The sequence below is a fragment of the Paramicrobacterium humi genome (assembly GCF_900105715.1).
Lineage (GTDB): Bacteria > Actinomycetota > Actinomycetes > Actinomycetales > Microbacteriaceae > Paramicrobacterium > Paramicrobacterium humi.
In genome coordinates, this window is the sequence record NZ_FNRY01000001.1 from 18512 (window position 1) to 32698 (window position 14187).

Annotated in this window: 16 protein-coding genes; 7 read left to right on the forward strand and 9 right to left on the reverse strand. The window is 69.5% G+C overall.

Going from position 1 to position 14187, the window contains the following annotated elements:
* The first annotated feature begins 53 nt into the window (after nucleotides 1–53).
* Nucleotides 54–1331: a DNA recombination protein RmuC gene (locus BLV49_RS00135; protein WP_091178664.1), complete on the forward strand. Its 1278-nt coding sequence runs from the start codon at nucleotides 54–56 to the stop codon at nucleotides 1329–1331.
* Nucleotides 1332–1346: 15 nt separating this feature from the next.
* Here BLV49_RS00135 and BLV49_RS00140 read toward each other — a convergent pair whose 3' ends face one another.
* The 4 genes from BLV49_RS00140 to glpX (BLV49_RS00155) form a co-directional block, all read right to left on the reverse strand.
* Complete coding sequence (locus tag BLV49_RS00140; protein WP_091178666.1) at nucleotides 1347–2159, reverse strand: nitroreductase family protein; 813 nt, start codon at nucleotides 2157–2159, stop codon at nucleotides 1347–1349.
* A 2-nt stretch (nucleotides 2160–2161) separates the two neighbouring features.
* Nucleotides 2162–2521, reverse strand: a complete 360-nt coding sequence (locus tag BLV49_RS00145) for a hypothetical protein (RefSeq protein WP_091178668.1) — start codon at nucleotides 2519–2521, stop codon at nucleotides 2162–2164.
* Complete coding sequence (glpX, locus tag BLV49_RS00150) at nucleotides 2500–3498, reverse strand: class II fructose-bisphosphatase (protein WP_091178669.1); 999 nt, start codon at nucleotides 3496–3498, stop codon at nucleotides 2500–2502. The genes BLV49_RS00145 and glpX (BLV49_RS00150) overlap by 22 nt, the downstream gene beginning before the upstream one ends.
* Before the next feature lie 64 nt (nucleotides 3499–3562).
* The gene (gene glpX, locus BLV49_RS00155) at nucleotides 3563–4507 is read right to left on the reverse strand and encodes a class II fructose-bisphosphatase (protein WP_091178671.1); all 945 of its coding nucleotides are present in this window, start codon (nucleotides 4505–4507) and stop codon (nucleotides 3563–3565) included.
* A 91-nt stretch (nucleotides 4508–4598) separates the two neighbouring features.
* Between glpX (BLV49_RS00155) and fbaA the strand changes: the two genes are divergently transcribed.
* On the forward strand, nucleotides 4599–5630 hold the full coding sequence (gene fbaA / locus BLV49_RS00160; RefSeq protein WP_091178672.1) for a class II fructose-bisphosphate aldolase: 1032 nt from the start codon (nucleotides 4599–4601) through the stop codon (nucleotides 5628–5630).
* Between the two features lie 55 nt (nucleotides 5631–5685).
* On the opposite strand, the gene BLV49_RS00165 is transcribed toward fbaA, so the two are convergent.
* Both BLV49_RS00165 and BLV49_RS00170 read right to left on the reverse strand, forming a co-directional pair.
* A complete protein-coding gene (locus BLV49_RS00165) occupies nucleotides 5686–6252 on the reverse strand; it encodes a DUF6264 family protein (protein WP_091178674.1) in 567 nt (188 codons plus the stop codon).
* The gene (locus tag BLV49_RS00170; RefSeq protein WP_091186495.1) at nucleotides 6249–7283 is read right to left on the reverse strand and encodes a 4-hydroxy-3-methylbut-2-enyl diphosphate reductase; all 1035 of its coding nucleotides are present in this window, start codon (nucleotides 7281–7283) and stop codon (nucleotides 6249–6251) included. The genes BLV49_RS00165 and BLV49_RS00170 overlap by 4 nt, the downstream gene beginning before the upstream one ends.
* A gap of 71 nt (nucleotides 7284–7354) precedes the next feature.
* Between BLV49_RS00170 and xseA the strand changes: the two genes are divergently transcribed.
* Genes xseA through BLV49_RS00195 form a run of 5 tightly spaced genes read left to right on the forward strand, consistent with a single transcriptional unit; the run spans nucleotide 7355 to nucleotide 11602 of the window.
* The gene (xseA, locus tag BLV49_RS00175) at nucleotides 7355–8575 is read left to right on the forward strand and encodes an exodeoxyribonuclease VII large subunit (RefSeq protein WP_091178675.1); all 1221 of its coding nucleotides are present in this window, start codon (nucleotides 7355–7357) and stop codon (nucleotides 8573–8575) included.
* A 32-nt stretch (nucleotides 8576–8607) separates the two neighbouring features.
* Nucleotides 8608–8835, forward strand: coding sequence for an exodeoxyribonuclease VII small subunit (locus tag BLV49_RS00180; RefSeq protein WP_091178676.1), 228 nt, complete (start codon nucleotides 8608–8610; stop codon nucleotides 8833–8835).
* Nucleotides 8832–9524, forward strand: coding sequence for a DUF4245 domain-containing protein (locus BLV49_RS00185; RefSeq protein ID WP_091178679.1), 693 nt, complete (start codon nucleotides 8832–8834; stop codon nucleotides 9522–9524). The genes BLV49_RS00180 and BLV49_RS00185 overlap by 4 nt, the downstream gene beginning before the upstream one ends.
* On the forward strand, nucleotides 9524–10168 hold the full coding sequence (locus BLV49_RS00190) for a carbonic anhydrase (RefSeq protein WP_091178681.1): 645 nt from the start codon (nucleotides 9524–9526) through the stop codon (nucleotides 10166–10168). The genes BLV49_RS00185 and BLV49_RS00190 overlap by 1 nt, the downstream gene beginning before the upstream one ends.
* Nucleotides 10169–10207: 39 nt before the next feature.
* Nucleotides 10208–11602 carry a class II fumarate hydratase gene (locus tag BLV49_RS00195; protein ID WP_091178682.1) on the forward strand — a complete coding sequence of 465 codons (1395 nt, stop codon included), beginning with the start codon at nucleotides 10208–10210 and terminating at the stop codon, nucleotides 11600–11602.
* Nucleotides 11603–11660: 58 nt separating this feature from the next.
* On the opposite strand, the gene BLV49_RS00200 is transcribed toward BLV49_RS00195, so the two are convergent.
* Genes BLV49_RS00200 through BLV49_RS00210 form a run of 3 tightly spaced genes read right to left on the reverse strand, consistent with a single transcriptional unit; the run spans nucleotide 11661 to nucleotide 14145 of the window.
* Nucleotides 11661–12644, reverse strand: coding sequence for an aldo/keto reductase (locus BLV49_RS00200; RefSeq protein WP_091178685.1), 984 nt, complete (start codon nucleotides 12642–12644; stop codon nucleotides 11661–11663).
* 24 nt (nucleotides 12645–12668) lie between these two features.
* On the reverse strand, nucleotides 12669–13535 hold the full coding sequence (locus tag BLV49_RS00205; protein ID WP_091178687.1) for a GNAT family N-acetyltransferase: 867 nt from the start codon (nucleotides 13533–13535) through the stop codon (nucleotides 12669–12671).
* Between the two features lie 46 nt (nucleotides 13536–13581).
* On the reverse strand, nucleotides 13582–14145 hold the full coding sequence (locus BLV49_RS00210) for a prepilin peptidase (protein WP_091178689.1): 564 nt from the start codon (nucleotides 14143–14145) through the stop codon (nucleotides 13582–13584).
* Nucleotides 14146–14187 lie beyond the last annotated feature (42 nt).

Consider the following 14187-nt stretch of genomic DNA (forward strand, 5'->3'; position numbering starts at 1 on the left):
ACGCGCTGAGCCATCCACCTCCCAATGTCGGCGGCCTCTGCGACACTGACCCCATGGACCCAGCGCTCTCCCTTGTCATTGGTCTCGTCATCGGCGTCGTAGTCGGCGCCATCGCCGGCATCGCCGTCGTGTCCCTCCGGCGTGCCCGAACGACGGATGCCGCTCCCGCGCTGCTGCACGCGCGCCACGCGTCCGAGCTGCAGTCGGTGCGCGCCGAGGAGGCGGCTGTCCGTGCCGAGATCCTCGCCGACTTCGCCCGCATGGAGGCGACGGCGGAGCAGCTGCAGGCGCAGGTGACCGAGCTTCGCCGCGAGCGGGACCAGCGGGCGGAGCGCGACCGTGCCGAGAACAGCGTGCTGCAGGCGCTCGCGCCCGTGCGGCAGAGCCTGCACGACATGCAGGCGAAGGTCGCGGAGCTTGAGGCGCAGCGCCAGCAGCAGCACGGCGAGCTGTCGCAGCAGCTTCGCGCCGCCGCGCAGTCCGAAGAGCACTTGCGGCAGACAGCGGACTCCCTTGCTGCCGCGCTCAGCAACAACGCGATGCGCGGCGTCTGGGGAGAGACGCAGCTGCGCAGCGTCGTCGAGGCCGCGGGGCTGCTCGAGCGCGTCGACTTCGAGGTCCAGTCGAGCATCACGTCCGACGCCGGCGCGGGACGTCCCGACATGGTCATCCGCTTGCCGGGCGGAAAGAGCATCGCGGTCGACTCCAAGGTGCCGTTCAACTCCTACCTCGAGGCCAGCGCGATCCCGGCGACGGCGAACGGCGAGGAGGCGGCGCGGCGGGTGGCGCTGCTCAAGGCGCACGTCAAGGCGCTGCGCGATCACGTCACGGCTCTCGGCAACAAGTCCTACTGGGACGGACTCGATGCGAGCCCCGAGCTCGTCATCGCGTTCATCCCGAGCGAGTCGCTCGTCTCATCGGCGCTCGAGGCCGACCCGAGCATCATGGAGTTCGCGTTCAGCAAGCGCGTCGCCCTCGCCTCCCCCGTCACCCTCTGGTCCGTGCTCAAGACCGTGGCCTTCAGCTGGCAGCAGGAGCTCGTCACGGCCGAGGCCAAAGAGCTGTTCGACGTGAGCCGCGAGCTTTACGGACGCCTGTCGACCATGGCGGGACACATCGACAAGCTGGGCCGTTCCGTGCGGGCGACGGTGACGGACTACAACCGATTCGTCGGCTCGCTCGAGCGCACCGTCCTGCCGTCGGCGAGAAGGCTCAACCGCATCGACGAGACCAAGCTCATTCCCGCGATCGCCGAAGTCGAGGACGCGCCGCGAGAGCTTGCCGCGTACGAGCTCGTCGGCGAGCTCAGCATCGAGTCCGCGGCCGAGTGAGCGACGCCGGCTGACCTACTCTGCTGGCGTCTGGAACGCGTCGTCCCAGCCGGCCTGGGGGCTCTCGCACGTCTCCCGGAACACGTATTGCGACGGCAGCCGTCGTTGCCGGCTGGTCCAGTCGATCGCCGGGCGCCGCTGCTCGCGCGGGAGATAGCCGAGCCGGTACACCGCCATGAGCTCGAGCTCGTCGGGGACGTGCAGGAGCGATACGATCTCGTCCCACTTGCCCGGCACTTCCATCGGGAAGGAGACGAACTGGATGCCCATGCCGAGCTCCGCCGTGGTGAGCCAGACGTTCTCCATCGCCGCGCCCATACTGAACACCGAGTAGAACGACGACAGCTCCCCCGGCCGGTACTCGGACCGGTCGAGCATGACGCCGAGCAGCAGGGGCGATCCGGCGACGAGCTTGCGGTTCTCCTCGCCGAGGGTGTGCGGCACACGCATCGCGTTCATGAGCTTCTGCCCGCGCTTGGTGAACACCTGGCTCGTGAAGGGACGAAGCGGAGCGGGAAGCCTGTCGAACAGCATCCCGTCGCGCCGCTCGTTCATCTCGCGCTCGCTGAACCGGAAGTAGGGCTTGTACCGCTCGAAGAAGGTGCCGTTCGACATCGCCTCGGTCATGCTCTCGCCGCTGATGCGCGCGATCTGCTCGATCGTCGACCGGTCCTCGACGATCACGAAGCGCCACGGCTGGCTGTTCAGCTGCGACGGCGCGCGGCCGGCAACCTCCATGAGCAGCTGCTGGTGCTCGACGCTCACCGGGTCCGGCAGGAACGGACCGTTCGTGGTCTTGCGCCGACGCACGACATCGAGAAAGTCCATGCTCATCTCCTCACGGTTTCGACGACCGCCGCTGCGTAGCTGAGCGCGGCGCTGAACGCGAGGCGCGCGTGAGCTCGCGACCCGGGCCGCACGCGCGTCGAGGTGAGCCGCGCGAGCGCCGTCCCGGCCGGCAGGAGCAGGACGAACGCACGGGGTCGTGCGAGCACGGATGCCGTCGCCGCGGCGCCCGTCGCGACCGCGGTGACGATGAAGAACACGTGGTGCAGCCATCGCACGTGCTCCGTGCGGAAATCGCGCGTGAGAGCGCCGGCGCCGAGCACGCACGTCGCCGCATACGCGATCGCCGCGCCGCCGGTCAGCGGCGCGGCGATCGAATCGCTCAGTTCTCGGAGTCGAGCCATTTCTCCGCAAGATGATCCGCCGTGATGCGCCGGATCGTGCCCGACGTTGAGCGCAGCACGACGCTCGACGTGCGGATGATCGGCCCCATGCGGCGCACGCCGTCGACGAGGCCGCCGTCCGTGACGCCCGTTGCGACGAAGAACGTGTTGTCGCCGCGCACGAGCTCGTCCGCCTCGTACACGTAGTCCATCTTCAGTCCGGCGTCGATGCCCTTCTGCCGCTCTTCGTCGTCGCGCGGCGCGAGCCGCCCCTGGATGAAACCGCCGAGCGCCTTGAGGGCGCACGCGGTGACGATGCCCTCCGGGCTGCCGCCGATGCCGACGCACATGTCGATGCGGGTACCGTAGCGCGCCGCGTTGATGCCGCCGGCGACGTCGCCGTCGAGCATGAGCCGAGTGCCTGCCCCCGCTTCGCGGATGTCGCTGATGAGCTGCTCGTGCCGCGGCCGGTCGAGCACAGCGACCGTCAGCTCGCTGACGTCCTTGCCCTTCGCCTTCGCCAGAGCGCGCAGATTCTCGCCGATGGGCTTGCGAATGTCCACGACGCCTTTGCCCTCGGGACCCGTCGCGATCTTGTCCATGTAGAACACGCTCGAGGCGTCGAGCATCGTGCCGCGATCGGAGACGGCGATGACCGAGAGCGCGTTCTGCCGGCCGGCCGCCGTCAGGCTCGTGCCGTCGATGGGGTCGACGGCCATGTCGCAGTGCGGGCCGTCGCCGTTGCCGACGTGCTCGCCGTTGAAGAGCATGGGCGCGCGGTCCTTCTCGCCCTCGCCGATGACGACGACGCCGTCGAAGCTGACGGTGCCGAGGAACGCGCGCATCGCGTCGACGGCGGCCTTGTCCGCGGCGTTCTTGTCGCCGCGACCGATGAACGGGACGGCGCGGATCGCCGCGGCCTCCGTGGCGCGCACGAGCTCGAGTGCGAGGTTGCGATCGGGGTGACGGTAGTGGGATGCGGAATCTTCAGTGGTCACGGTTTCCTAGCTTCGTGTGAGGCGACATAACGAGAGTGGCCGGACGTTCGCGCCTGCGCCAAGCCTAGTCCCCCAGCGGATGCCGCCACACGATCGTCCGCGGCGGATTGGCGCCGTCGATGACGATGCTCTCGGTCACGACGGCGTCGCCGTCCACATGGACGCCGCGACGGCCGACGCCCTCGGTCACCGCGGTGAGCACGAAGACCCCGGCCGCGCTCACGAGATCGCTCAAGCGCAGGATGCCGCCGAGGCTCTGCCCTGCCGCTGCGGCGCGCTGCCGCTCACCCGCGGTCTGCGGCGCGAGCCGAGCCTGCATGTGGCCGCCGCTCGCGGCAACGGCCGCCGCCGTGAGCACTCCCTCGGGAGCCCCGCCGATGCCGATGAGCAGGTCGACGCCGTCGCCCGTCGCGGCGCGAAGGGATTCGACGACGTCGCCGTCCACGAACGCGAGCACCCGGGCGCCGGCCGCCTCCGCTTCCTCGATGTAGCGCCGGTTCCGCGGCCGGTCCTGCACGGCGACCCGAAGCTCGCTCACGGGCCGGCCGAGGGCGGACGCGAGAACCGAGAGGTTCTCGGTGAGAGAGCGCTCAAGCGACACGCTCGCTCCCGCGCCGACCGTGATGAGCTTCTCCGTGTAAAACACGGCGCCGGGGTCGAAGAACGCTCCCGCGGGAGCGATGGACATGACAGCGACCGCTCCGTCGCGGCCCTCCGCCGCTAGCCGTGTGCCGTCGACCGGGTCGACGGCGACCTCCACGGCGGGCCCGCCCGCGCCGAGCTCCTCCCCCACGTACAGCATGGGCGCCTCGTCCTTCTCGCCCTCGCCCACGACGACGCGCGCCGCGACCGGCACGGTCTCGAAGGCCTCGCGCATCGCCTGCACGGCCGCGCCGTCCACGGCATCCTTGTCTCCCGAGCCGACGAAGCGGCTCGCGGCGATCGCGGCGCGCTGCGTGACACGCACGAAGTGGTCTTGCAGGGCGCGATCGGTCGGTTCGAAGTGCATGCGACCATCCTCCCGCACGCGACGTGCGCCGGCCGACGTTGCATCAGTAAGCTGAGGGCACCACCAATCTCACGCCCCGCTAGGAGAAGTCATGCCCATCGCAACCCCGGAGCAGTATGCAGAGATGCTCGACAACGCCAAGGCGAAGGGGTTCGCCTTCCCCGCGTTCAACGTGTCGAGCTCGCAGACGATCCACGCTGTGCTGCAGGGACTCACCGAGTCCGGCTCCGACGGCATCATCCAGGTCACGACCGGCGGCGCCGACTACTTCGCCGGCCACACGGTGAAGAACCGCGCCTCGGGCGCTCTCGCGTTCGCGAAATTCGCCACTGAGGTCGCCAAGAACTACCCGGTCACCGTCGCTCTGCACACCGACCACTGCCCGAAGAACGCGCTCGACGACTTCGTGCTTCCGCTCATCGCGGCGAGCGAAGAAGAGGTGAAGGCGGGCCGCAACCCGATCTTCCAGTCGCACATGTGGGACGGCTCGGCCGTGCCGCTCGATGAGAACATCGAGATCGCCCAGGACATGCTGAAGCGCACGAAGGCGATCAACGCGATCCTCGAGGTCGAGATCGGCGTCGTCGGCGGCGAGGAGGACGGCGTCAAGCACGAGGGCACGAACGACGCGCTCTACACGACGGTCGGCGACGTGACGAAGGCCGTCGAAGCCCTCGGGCTCGGCGAGAACGGCCGCTACATCGCCGCGCTCACCTTCGGCAACGTGCACGGCGTGTACAAGCCCGGCAACGTCAAGCTGCGCCCCGAGCTGCTCGGTGAGATCCAGGCGGGCATCGCTGAGAAGTTCGGCACGGGCGAGAAGCCGCTCGACCTGGTCTTCCACGGCGGCTCGGGATCGACCGACGAGGAGATCGCCGAGGCCGTGCGCAACGGCGTCATCAAGATGAACGTCGACACCGACACGCAGTACGCGTTCACCCGCTCGATCGCGGGCTACATGTTCGAGAACTACGAGGGCGTGCTCAAGGTCGACGGCGAGGTCGGCAACAAGAAGAAGTACGACCCGCGCGCGTGGGGCAAGGTCGCCGAGACGGCCATGGCGGCGCGCGTCGCCGACGCGACCCGCCAGCTCGGCTCGCAGGGCAACTCGCTCACGGCCTGAGAAGGCTAGAACGACGGATGCCGCAGCGCCTCGCGCTGCGGCATCCGTCGTTCGATCAGCCGGCGTTCTGGTTGACGTACTGCACGAACGCGGGATCCGCGATCATCACGAGCGACATGCCGATCAGGAGCACGAGGTTCGCGACGACGCCGATGACGAACGGGATCCACCAGGACATGCGTTCGCGCTTGATCTGACGCAGGGAGAGCGCGAGCGCGAGAACCCACAGCAGCGCCTGGCTGACGAGGATGACCCACGCCATCGTGCGCGCGTAGGCGACCTCGGTGAACGCCGCGATGCCGAACTGCGTGAACACTTCCGTGAGCACTTCGGGCAGCTGCAGCAGCGTCGGAATCGTCGAGAGCACGCTGAACAGGCCGACGCCGAGCAGGAGGTAGGTGGCGAGCCTGTCCGCGCGCCGCCGCGCCGCCGCGATGATCGGGTCGACGCCTCCGCGCGCGGGCGCGGGCACGGAAGCGTGCGGCGGAGTGTGGTCGGCGACGGGAACAGGCTCGTTGTTGTGCGCCGCGGGAACCCGGATGGCGCGGCGCTGCTCCTCGGGGCTCGCGTATTCGCCGTATTGCGGGCGCGGCCGCTCGTCGGGGGTCTCGGGCTTGGTCATGCCCGCTTCCGTCCTCCACGGGCTCGCGCGTCGACGCCGCCGTCGAGGTCGCGGCGCAGCTCCTTCGGCAGGGAGAACATGAGGTCCTCCTCCGCCGTGGTGATGCGCTCGACGTCGCGGTAGCCGGCGCCGCCGAGGGTATCGAGCACCTCCTGCACGAGCACCTCGGGAACCGACGCGCCGCTTGTCACGCCGACCGTGGCGACGCCGTCGAACCACTCCTGCTTCATCTCGTTCGCGTAGTCGATGCGGTGCGCCGCCTTCGCGCCGTTCTCGAGGGCGACCTCGACGAGGCGCACCGAGTTCGAGGAGTTCGCGGAGCCGACGACGATGACGAGGTCGGCGTCCGCGGCGACCTTCTTGATCGCGACCTGGCGGTTCTGCGTCGCGTAGCAGATGTCGTCGCTCGGCGGGTCCTGCAGCTTCGGGAAGCGCTCGCGCAGTCGGCGCACCGTCTCCATCGTCTCGTCGACGGAGAGCGTGGTCTGCGAGAGCCAGACGACCTTGTCGGGGTCGCGCACCTCGATCGCATCGGCGTGCTCGGGACTGGTCACGAGCGTCACGTGCTCGGGAGCCTCACCGGCCGTGCCCTCGACCTCCTCGTGTCCGTCGTGGCCGATGAGCAGGATCTCGAAGTCGTCACGTGCGAACCGCACGGCCTCGCGGTGCACCTTCGTGACCAGCGGACACGTCGCGTCGATCGCGTGCAGCTGCCGCTCAGCCGCCGCGTTCACGACGGCCGGCGAGACGCCGTGGGCGCTGAACACGACGTGCGCGCCGTGCGGGACCTCGTCGACCTCGTTCACGAATATCGCCCCGCGCTGCTCGAGCTCGGCGACGACGTGAACGTTGTGCACGATCTGCTTGCGCACGTACACGGGAGCACCATAGAGCGCGAGGGCCTTCTCGACCGCGACGACCGCGCGATCCACGCCCGCGCAGTAGCCGCGCGGGGCCGCGAGGAGCACGCGCTTGTGACCGGCCACCGGGTTATCCTTGAGCTTCGACGAAGCACCGGGGATCCTCGGCATCGGCAGGTTGATGGTCACGTCGCTCACCCTTTGATTCTAGGGCGGAGCTACTGGGGAAGGCATGGGAGCAGATGACGGCTGGCGCACCGGCGACGATGGAGAGTCCCTGGCCGGTCGCGGAGCTCAGCCAGAAGCTGCGAGGCTACATCGAGCGCCTCGGAACGGTGTGGATCGAGGGTGAGATCACGCAGTGGGGCGTCTCGGGCGGCAACGTCTACGGCAAGCTCAAGGATCTGAGCCTCGACGCGACAGTGAGCTTCACGATCTGGTCGTCGGTGAAGTCCAAGATCCCCGCCGATCTCAAGCAGGGCGACCGGGTCGTCGCGCTCGTGAAGGTCAATTTCTGGGTCAAGGGCGGCACCCTCACGATGCAAGTGCTGCAGATGAAGCACGTCGGGCTCGGCGACCTGCTCGAGCGCCTCGAGCGACTGCGCGCGCAGCTCGGCGCGGAGGGCCTGTTCGACGTGTCCCGCAAGAAGCGACTGCCCTTCCTGCCCGGCCGCATCGGCCTTGTCACGGGGAAGGACTCGGATGCTGAGAAGGACGTGCTGCGCAACGCGCAGCTGCGCTGGCCCGCCGTCGAGTTCCGCGTCGTGCACGCCGCCGTGCAGGGAGAGCGAACGGTCGCCGAGGTCGTCGCGGCGATCCAAGCCCTCGACGCGGATCCCGAGATCGACGTCATCATCGTCGCGCGCGGCGGCGGCGACTTCCAGAACCTGCTCGGCTTCTCCGATGAGCGGGTCGTGCGCGCGGCGGCCGCCTGCGCGACACCGCTCGTGAGCGCGATCGGGCACGAGGCCGACCGTCCCCTGCTCGACGAGGTCGCCGACCTGCGGGCGTCGACGCCCACGGATGCCGCCAAACGCGTCGTGCCGGACGTCGCCGAGCAGCAGGCTCTCGTGCAGCAGGCCCGCGCGCGCCTCGCCGGCCGCATGACGCACCTCGTGACGACCGAGATCTCCCGGCTCGAGCAGCTGCGCTCGCGACCCGCTCTCGCGTCGCACACCTGGATCGTCGACCAGCGCGCCGACGAGCTCACGCGCTACGTCGCGCGCGGCGCCGAGCTCGTCGACCGGGCCATCGAGAGAGCGCAGAACCGCACGGCGGAGCTGCGCGGCGCGCTTCGGGCGCTCTCGCCCCAGCGCACGCTCGACCGCGGCTACGCGATCGCTCAGCTACCCGACGGGCACGTCCTGCGGGGCGCGGCCGACGCGCCCGCAGGCACCGAGCTTCTGCTCACGCTCGCGGACGGCGCCGTGGGAGCGGCATCCACCGGCCCCGCCACACGGTGAGGGCCCGCACCGCGCGACGGTAGGATAGGGACATGCCTTCCGCCCCCGACGTGTCTTCGCTGAGCTATGAAGAGGCCCGAGACGAACTGGTTCGCGTCGTGAGCGAGCTCGAGCAGGGCTCGTCGACTCTCGAGCAGTCGCTCGCCCTCTGGGAGCGGGGCGAGGCGCTCGCGCAGCGCTGTGAGGAGTGGCTGCTCGGCGCGAAGAAGCGACTCGAGGCAGCGCGCGCCGCTCAGACCCAGGCCGCAGAGGACGAATGAGCACGAAGACAAAGCCGCCGCGCGTCGTCGCCGAACTCGGGCGTCCGGAGACGCCGGAGGAGACGGCCGCGCGCAAGGCCGAGAACTCGCGCAACCACCGCATGCGGCAGACGGTGAACAACCTCGTCTTCTCCCTCCTTGCGACTCTCGGCATCGTGCTCGTCATCGTGCTCCTCGTGCCGCGAAGCGACACGTCGCTGCTGCCCGACGTGGACTACCACGCCTCGGCCGCCAAAGCGCAGGAGGCGCGCGACGAGGTGATCATCGACCCGAAGCTGCCGGACGACTGGACGAGCAACGCCGCGCGCCTGAGCGAAGCGGAGCCTCCCGCGGTCTCGGACTGGTACATCGGCCTCATCACGCCCGACGACCAGTTCATCGGGATCGTGCAGGGGTTCGACGCGAACCCGACCTGGCAGGCGCAGCAGCTCGAAGGCTCCCTGGCCGACTCCACGATCGACGTCGACGGCGTCACGTGGACCGTGTACGACAACCGTGACGGCTCCGCACCTTCTGACGAGGGAAACGTGCACTACGCGCTCGCGACCGAGTCCGGCCCGAGCACGATCCTTCTCTACGGCACCGCGAGTGACGAGGACTTCCGCACCGTCGCGAAAGCCATCGCCGCCCAGGTCAAGGCGGGTGCCGCCGGAGCAGCCGGCGACACACAACAGAAAGGCGGCAGCTGATGCCCACAAAGCGGCCCGGCAAGGCGTGGATGGAAATGGTTCGCGGGAACACGCGATTCGTCGAGGGACAGCCTCGACACCCACGTCAGGACAGCGAGCGCCGCACGGAGCTCGCGCACGTCCAGAACCCCGACGCCGTTCTGCTCGGCTGCTCTGATTCGCGACTCGCCGCCGAGATCATCTTCGACAAGGGCCTCGGCGACCTCTTCATCGTGCGCAACGCCGGCCAGGTCGCCACCGAGTCCGCCATCGGCTCGATCGAATACGCCGTCGGCATCCTCGACGTTCCCCTCGTCGTCGTGCTGGGTCACGACGAGTGCGGCGCCGTCGCGGCCGCGATCGCGTCGCAGAAGCCCGACGCAGCGCCGCTTCCCCCCGCTATCGACGGGCTCGTGCAGGAGATCGTGCCGTCCGTCAAGCAGGCGGCGAAGAACGACTCGGTCGAGCCGGACTCCGCCGACGCAGCCCAGGCCGGCCTGCGCCACATCGAGGCGACCGTTGCGCAGCTGCTCGAGCGTTCCGAGATGATCGCGGAGCGCGTCGCGGCGGGAACGCTCGGCATCGTGGGCGCCAACTACAAGCTCGCCGAGGGCCGTGTCGTCCCCGACGTCATGGTCGGCATCACCGAGCTTCCCGAGGCCTGACAACCACACGCGCACTGACGCACCAACGAAGGAGGAAACGTGGCTGACACCGACTATCGCATCGAACACGACACCATGGGCGAGGTGCGCGTCCCCGTGGACGCGCTCTATGGGGCGCAGACGCAGCGCGCCGTGGAGAACTTCCCCATCTCGGGGAGCGGGCTCGAGTCCGCTCAGATCGCCGCTCTTGCGCGCATCAAGAAGGCGGCCGCGCAGGCGAACAAGCAGCTCGGTGTGCTCGACGGGGCCATCGCGGACGCGATCGCCGCGGCCGCTGACGAGGTCATCTCGGGGGCTCGCGACGACCAGTTCCCGGTCGACACGTACCAGACGGGGTCCGGAACGTCGTCGAACATGAACATGAACGAGGTGCTGGCGACTCTCGCTTCGAAGCACCTCGGCAGCAGTGTTCACCCGAATGACCACGTGAACTGCTCGCAGTCCTCGAACGACGTGTTCCCCACGTCGGTGCACATCGCCGTGACGAGCGCCCTGATCGACGATCTCATTCCCGCCCTCGACCACCTCGCGGTCGCGCTCGAGGCGAAGGCCGGGCTGTGGAAGGACGCCGTCAAGTCGGGACGCACCCACCTGATGGATGCCACTCCCGTCACCCTCGGCCAGGAGTTCGGCGGCTACGCGCGGCAGATGCGCCTCGGCATCGAGCGCGTGCGGACGGCGCTCCCCCGCGTCGCCGAGGTGCCCCTCGGCGGCACGGCGACGGGAACGGGCATCAACACGCCGAAGGGCTTCCCGCAGCGTGTCATCGAGCTGCTGCAGAAGGACACGGAGCTGCCCATCACGGAGGCCGCCGACCACTTCGAGGCGCAGGCAAACCGCGACGGGCTCGTCGAGGCCTCGGGCGCCCTGCGCACGATCGCCGTGAGCCTCACGAAGATCTGCAACGACTTGCGCTGGATGGGCTCCGGGCCCAACACAGGGCTCGGGGAACTGCACATCCCCGACCTGCAGCCGGGCTCCTCCATCATGCCGGGCAAGGTGAACCCCGTGATCCCCGAGGCCGTGCTCATGGTCGCCGCGCGGGTCGTCGGAAACGATGCGACAGTGGCATGGGGCGGCGCGTCCGGCTCCTTCGAGTTGAACGTCCAGATCCCCGTCATGGGCACGGCGGTGCTCGAGTCGATCCGTCTGCTGTCGAACGCGACGCGCGTGCTCGCGGACAAGACGATCGACGGTCTCGAGGCCAACCTCGAACGAGCTGCCGAGCTCGCCGGCATGTCGCCGTCGACGGTCACCCCGCTCAATAAGATCATCGGCTACGAGGCCGGCTCGAAGATCGCGAAGCACGCCGTCGCCAAGGGAATCACGGTTCGTGAGGCCGTCGTCGACCTCGGCTACGTCGAGCGCGGCGAGATCACCGAGAAGCAGCTGGACGGCGCTCTCGACCTGCTGTCGATGACGCACCCGAACTAGTCGCAACGAGCAAGCGGGGCCGCGACGATCCATCGTCGCGGCCCCGCTTGCTCACGTGCTACCAGCGATCGTGCACGGCCGCCCGGAAGTGCGCGTCGTACAGTTCAGGCACTCGGGCGAGATACGCCTCGGGAAGAGGCCCGGCCTTGCCCGCTTGCGCGTTGGACTGCGCCTGCTGCACCGAACGCGCGCCAGGGATGACCGTCGTGACGCCGGCCTGCTGGGTGACCCAGGCGATCGCCGCTTGCGCGGGCGTGAGCCCCTCTGGCGCGAGGGCGGCGAGCTGCCGGGCCGCCTCGATGCCCTCGGTGAAGTCGACACCGGCGAAGGTCTCCCCCACGTCGAAGGCCTCGCCCTGGCGATTGAAGCTGCGATGGTCGTTCTCGGCGAAGCTCGTCTGTGGCGTGTAGGTCGCGGCGAGCAGTCCCGAGGCGAGCGGCACGCGCGCGATGACGCCGACACCCGCGGCCTGCGCGGCCGGCAGCACCTCTTCGAGCGGCTTCAGCCGGAACGCGTTGAGGATGATCTGCACGCTCGCCGTGCCCGGTCGCGCGATCGCCGCGAGGGCCTGGGAGCATTCCTCCACGCTCACGCCGTAATTCGCGATGGCGCCGTCGTCGACGAGCGAGTCGAGAGCATCGAACACTTCGTCGCTGTGGAACACGGGAGTCGGCGGGCAGTGCAGCTGCACGAGGTCGAGAGTGTCGACGCCCAGGTTGCGGCGGGAACGATCGGTCCAGGCGCGGAAGTTGCCGAGCACGTAGTTCTCGGGCAGCTGGTCGACCCGTCGCCCCATCTTCGTGGCGACGGTCACATCGAGATCGGGGTTCTGCGCGCGGAAGCGCCCGATGAGCGTCTCGCTTCGGCCATCGCCGTACACGTCGGCGGTGTCGAAGAACGTGACGCCCGCCTCGGCGGACGCCTCGAGAACGGCGAGCGCATCGCTTTCGGAAACGTCGCCCCAGTCGGCGCCGAGCTGCCAGGTGCCGAGTCCGACGATGGACACGGGCCGGCCGGTGCGCCCCAGAATTCGTTGTTCCATACGCCTAATCCTAGCGAGAGCGCTTCAACGGGCTCGGTGCAGGTCGTGGGTCTCGGGCAGCGATGTGAGACCGGCAGACACGTAGGCGGCAATGGCGGCGGCGTTCGAGCTCGGAGTGCACACCGTCGCTCGTGACGCGCCCATCTCCCGCAGTGCGGCGCTGGCGGCGAGCGCTATCGCCGTTCCGTAGCCGCGTCTGCGGTAGTCGCGGTGTACGCCGAGCGGCTCGATGAGACCGGGTCGCCCGGGACCGGCCGACCATACCGTGACGATAGCCACGGCAGCCCCCGTCGCTTCGAACGCCACGAGGCACCGAGCGTCTTCATACAGCGGGCTGTCGGCCATCGCCCGCCACGCGTCCTCGGTGAACGTCGACCCGGCGAATGCGGCCCGCTGCACGGCCGCACGGAGGTGAGCCGTCGACGCACGGACGAGGTCGGTTCGAATGCCCGGGTCCTCGACGGGCACCGTGAGGTCCCGGCCGAGCGGCGTCCACGCTTCGTCGGCGTCCCAGCCGGCCTCGCCGAGCAGGGCGCGCACGCGCGTTCCGCGCGGCGCCTCCACGCTCACCGCGCCGCCGGGAAGCACGCCGCGTTGTGGAGAGTCGATGTCCTCGGCTATGCGCCGCGCGAGGTACTCGTCGTCGCGCGCGTCGGGCGCGATCGCGAGCCGCAGGAGGGTCGGGCCGTCGAGAAGCCCGACGGCGAGCACGCGGCTCTCATCGCGCCACGCGCGCAGGGCAGCGGCCGCGGTCGCCGCGCCGAAGCGGCAGAACCAGCCCACGTCGCCCGGGTGCAGCTGGAACGGACCGTCGTCGGTCTGCCACTGTGCGAGGGCACTCGCTACGCTCTCGATATCGGCGGTGTCTGGCCGAGCGCACCTGATCTCCATGGAGCCAGCCAAGCACACCGGGCGCGTGCTCGTGAGGACGACTGCTTCACAACGCCCGCTCCCAGCCGGCGGCCACGACTCCGAGCCAGAGCCCGGCGAGCAGGAACGGGCCGAACGGGATGCGGTGCGTCGATGCCCGATGCTGTGTCGCCATCGCCCACGCCCCCGCCGCGCCGCCGAGCACGAAAGCCGCAAGCAGACCGGCGGGCAGGGCGCTGGGGCCGAGCCCGCCGAGACAGAGGCCGAGGACGCCCGCGAGCTTGACGTCTCCCATTCCCATCCCGCCGAGCACGTGAAGCACGATGAAGCCGGTGACGCACGCGACCATGCCGACGAGAGCGGGAAGCGGTGAGCGGCCCGTGAGCACCGTCTCCAGCAGCACGCCCGCGAGCGCGGCGGGATAGCAGGGCAGGACGAGCCGGTTGGGCAGCCGGTGCTCGGCGATATCGGTGACGGCGAGCGGCCAGGTCACGAGTGCGATGGCGGTGAGCCCGAGGAGCTGCGGATTCCAGCCGACGGCGGCGACCGCGACGATGACGAGCGCTGCACCGAAGGCGATAGTCGGCGCGAGGCCGGCGGCATTGCGAGAGCGGACGGAGGTGTCGGCCATCCCTCGACGCTAGCGGCATCCGATTCGCGCCGTCGGAGTTAT

Bases quoted from the DNA above. Each gene is read 5' to 3' on its own strand.
- xseA (WP_091178675.1), top strand. From the start codon at position 7,355: ATGACGGCTGGCGCACCGGCGACGATGGAGAGTCCCTGGCCGGTCGCG.
- BLV49_RS00170 (WP_091186495.1), bottom strand. From the start codon at position 7,283: ATGCCGAGGATCCCCGGTGCTTCGTCGAAGCTCAAGGATAACCCGGTG.
- BLV49_RS00145 (WP_091178668.1), bottom strand. From the start codon at position 2,521: ATGGCTCGACTCCGAGAACTGAGCGATTCGATCGCCGCGCCGCTGACC.
- BLV49_RS00180 (WP_091178676.1), top strand. From the start codon at position 8,608: ATGCCTTCCGCCCCCGACGTGTCTTCGCTGAGCTATGAAGAGGCCCGA.
- BLV49_RS00205 (WP_091178687.1), bottom strand. From the start codon at position 13,535: ATGGAGATCAGGTGCGCTCGGCCAGACACCGCCGATATCGAGAGCGTA.
- glpX (WP_091178671.1), bottom strand. From the start codon at position 4,507: ATGCACTTCGAACCGACCGATCGCGCCCTGCAAGACCACTTCGTGCGT.
- BLV49_RS00140 (WP_091178666.1), bottom strand. From the start codon at position 2,159: ATGGACTTTCTCGATGTCGTGCGTCGGCGCAAGACCACGAACGGTCCG.
- BLV49_RS00185 (WP_091178679.1), top strand. From the start codon at position 8,832: ATGAGCACGAAGACAAAGCCGCCGCGCGTCGTCGCCGAACTCGGGCGT.
- BLV49_RS00135 (WP_091178664.1), top strand. From the start codon at position 54: ATGGACCCAGCGCTCTCCCTTGTCATTGGTCTCGTCATCGGCGTCGTA.
- BLV49_RS00190 (WP_091178681.1), top strand. From the start codon at position 9,524: ATGCCCACAAAGCGGCCCGGCAAGGCGTGGATGGAAATGGTTCGCGGG.
- BLV49_RS00200 (WP_091178685.1), bottom strand. From the start codon at position 12,644: ATGGAACAACGAATTCTGGGGCGCACCGGCCGGCCCGTGTCCATCGTC.
- BLV49_RS00165 (WP_091178674.1), bottom strand. From the start codon at position 6,252: ATGACCAAGCCCGAGACCCCCGACGAGCGGCCGCGCCCGCAATACGGC.
- fbaA (WP_091178672.1), top strand. From the start codon at position 4,599: ATGCCCATCGCAACCCCGGAGCAGTATGCAGAGATGCTCGACAACGCC.
- BLV49_RS00210 (WP_091178689.1), bottom strand. From the start codon at position 14,145: ATGGCCGACACCTCCGTCCGCTCTCGCAATGCCGCCGGCCTCGCGCCG.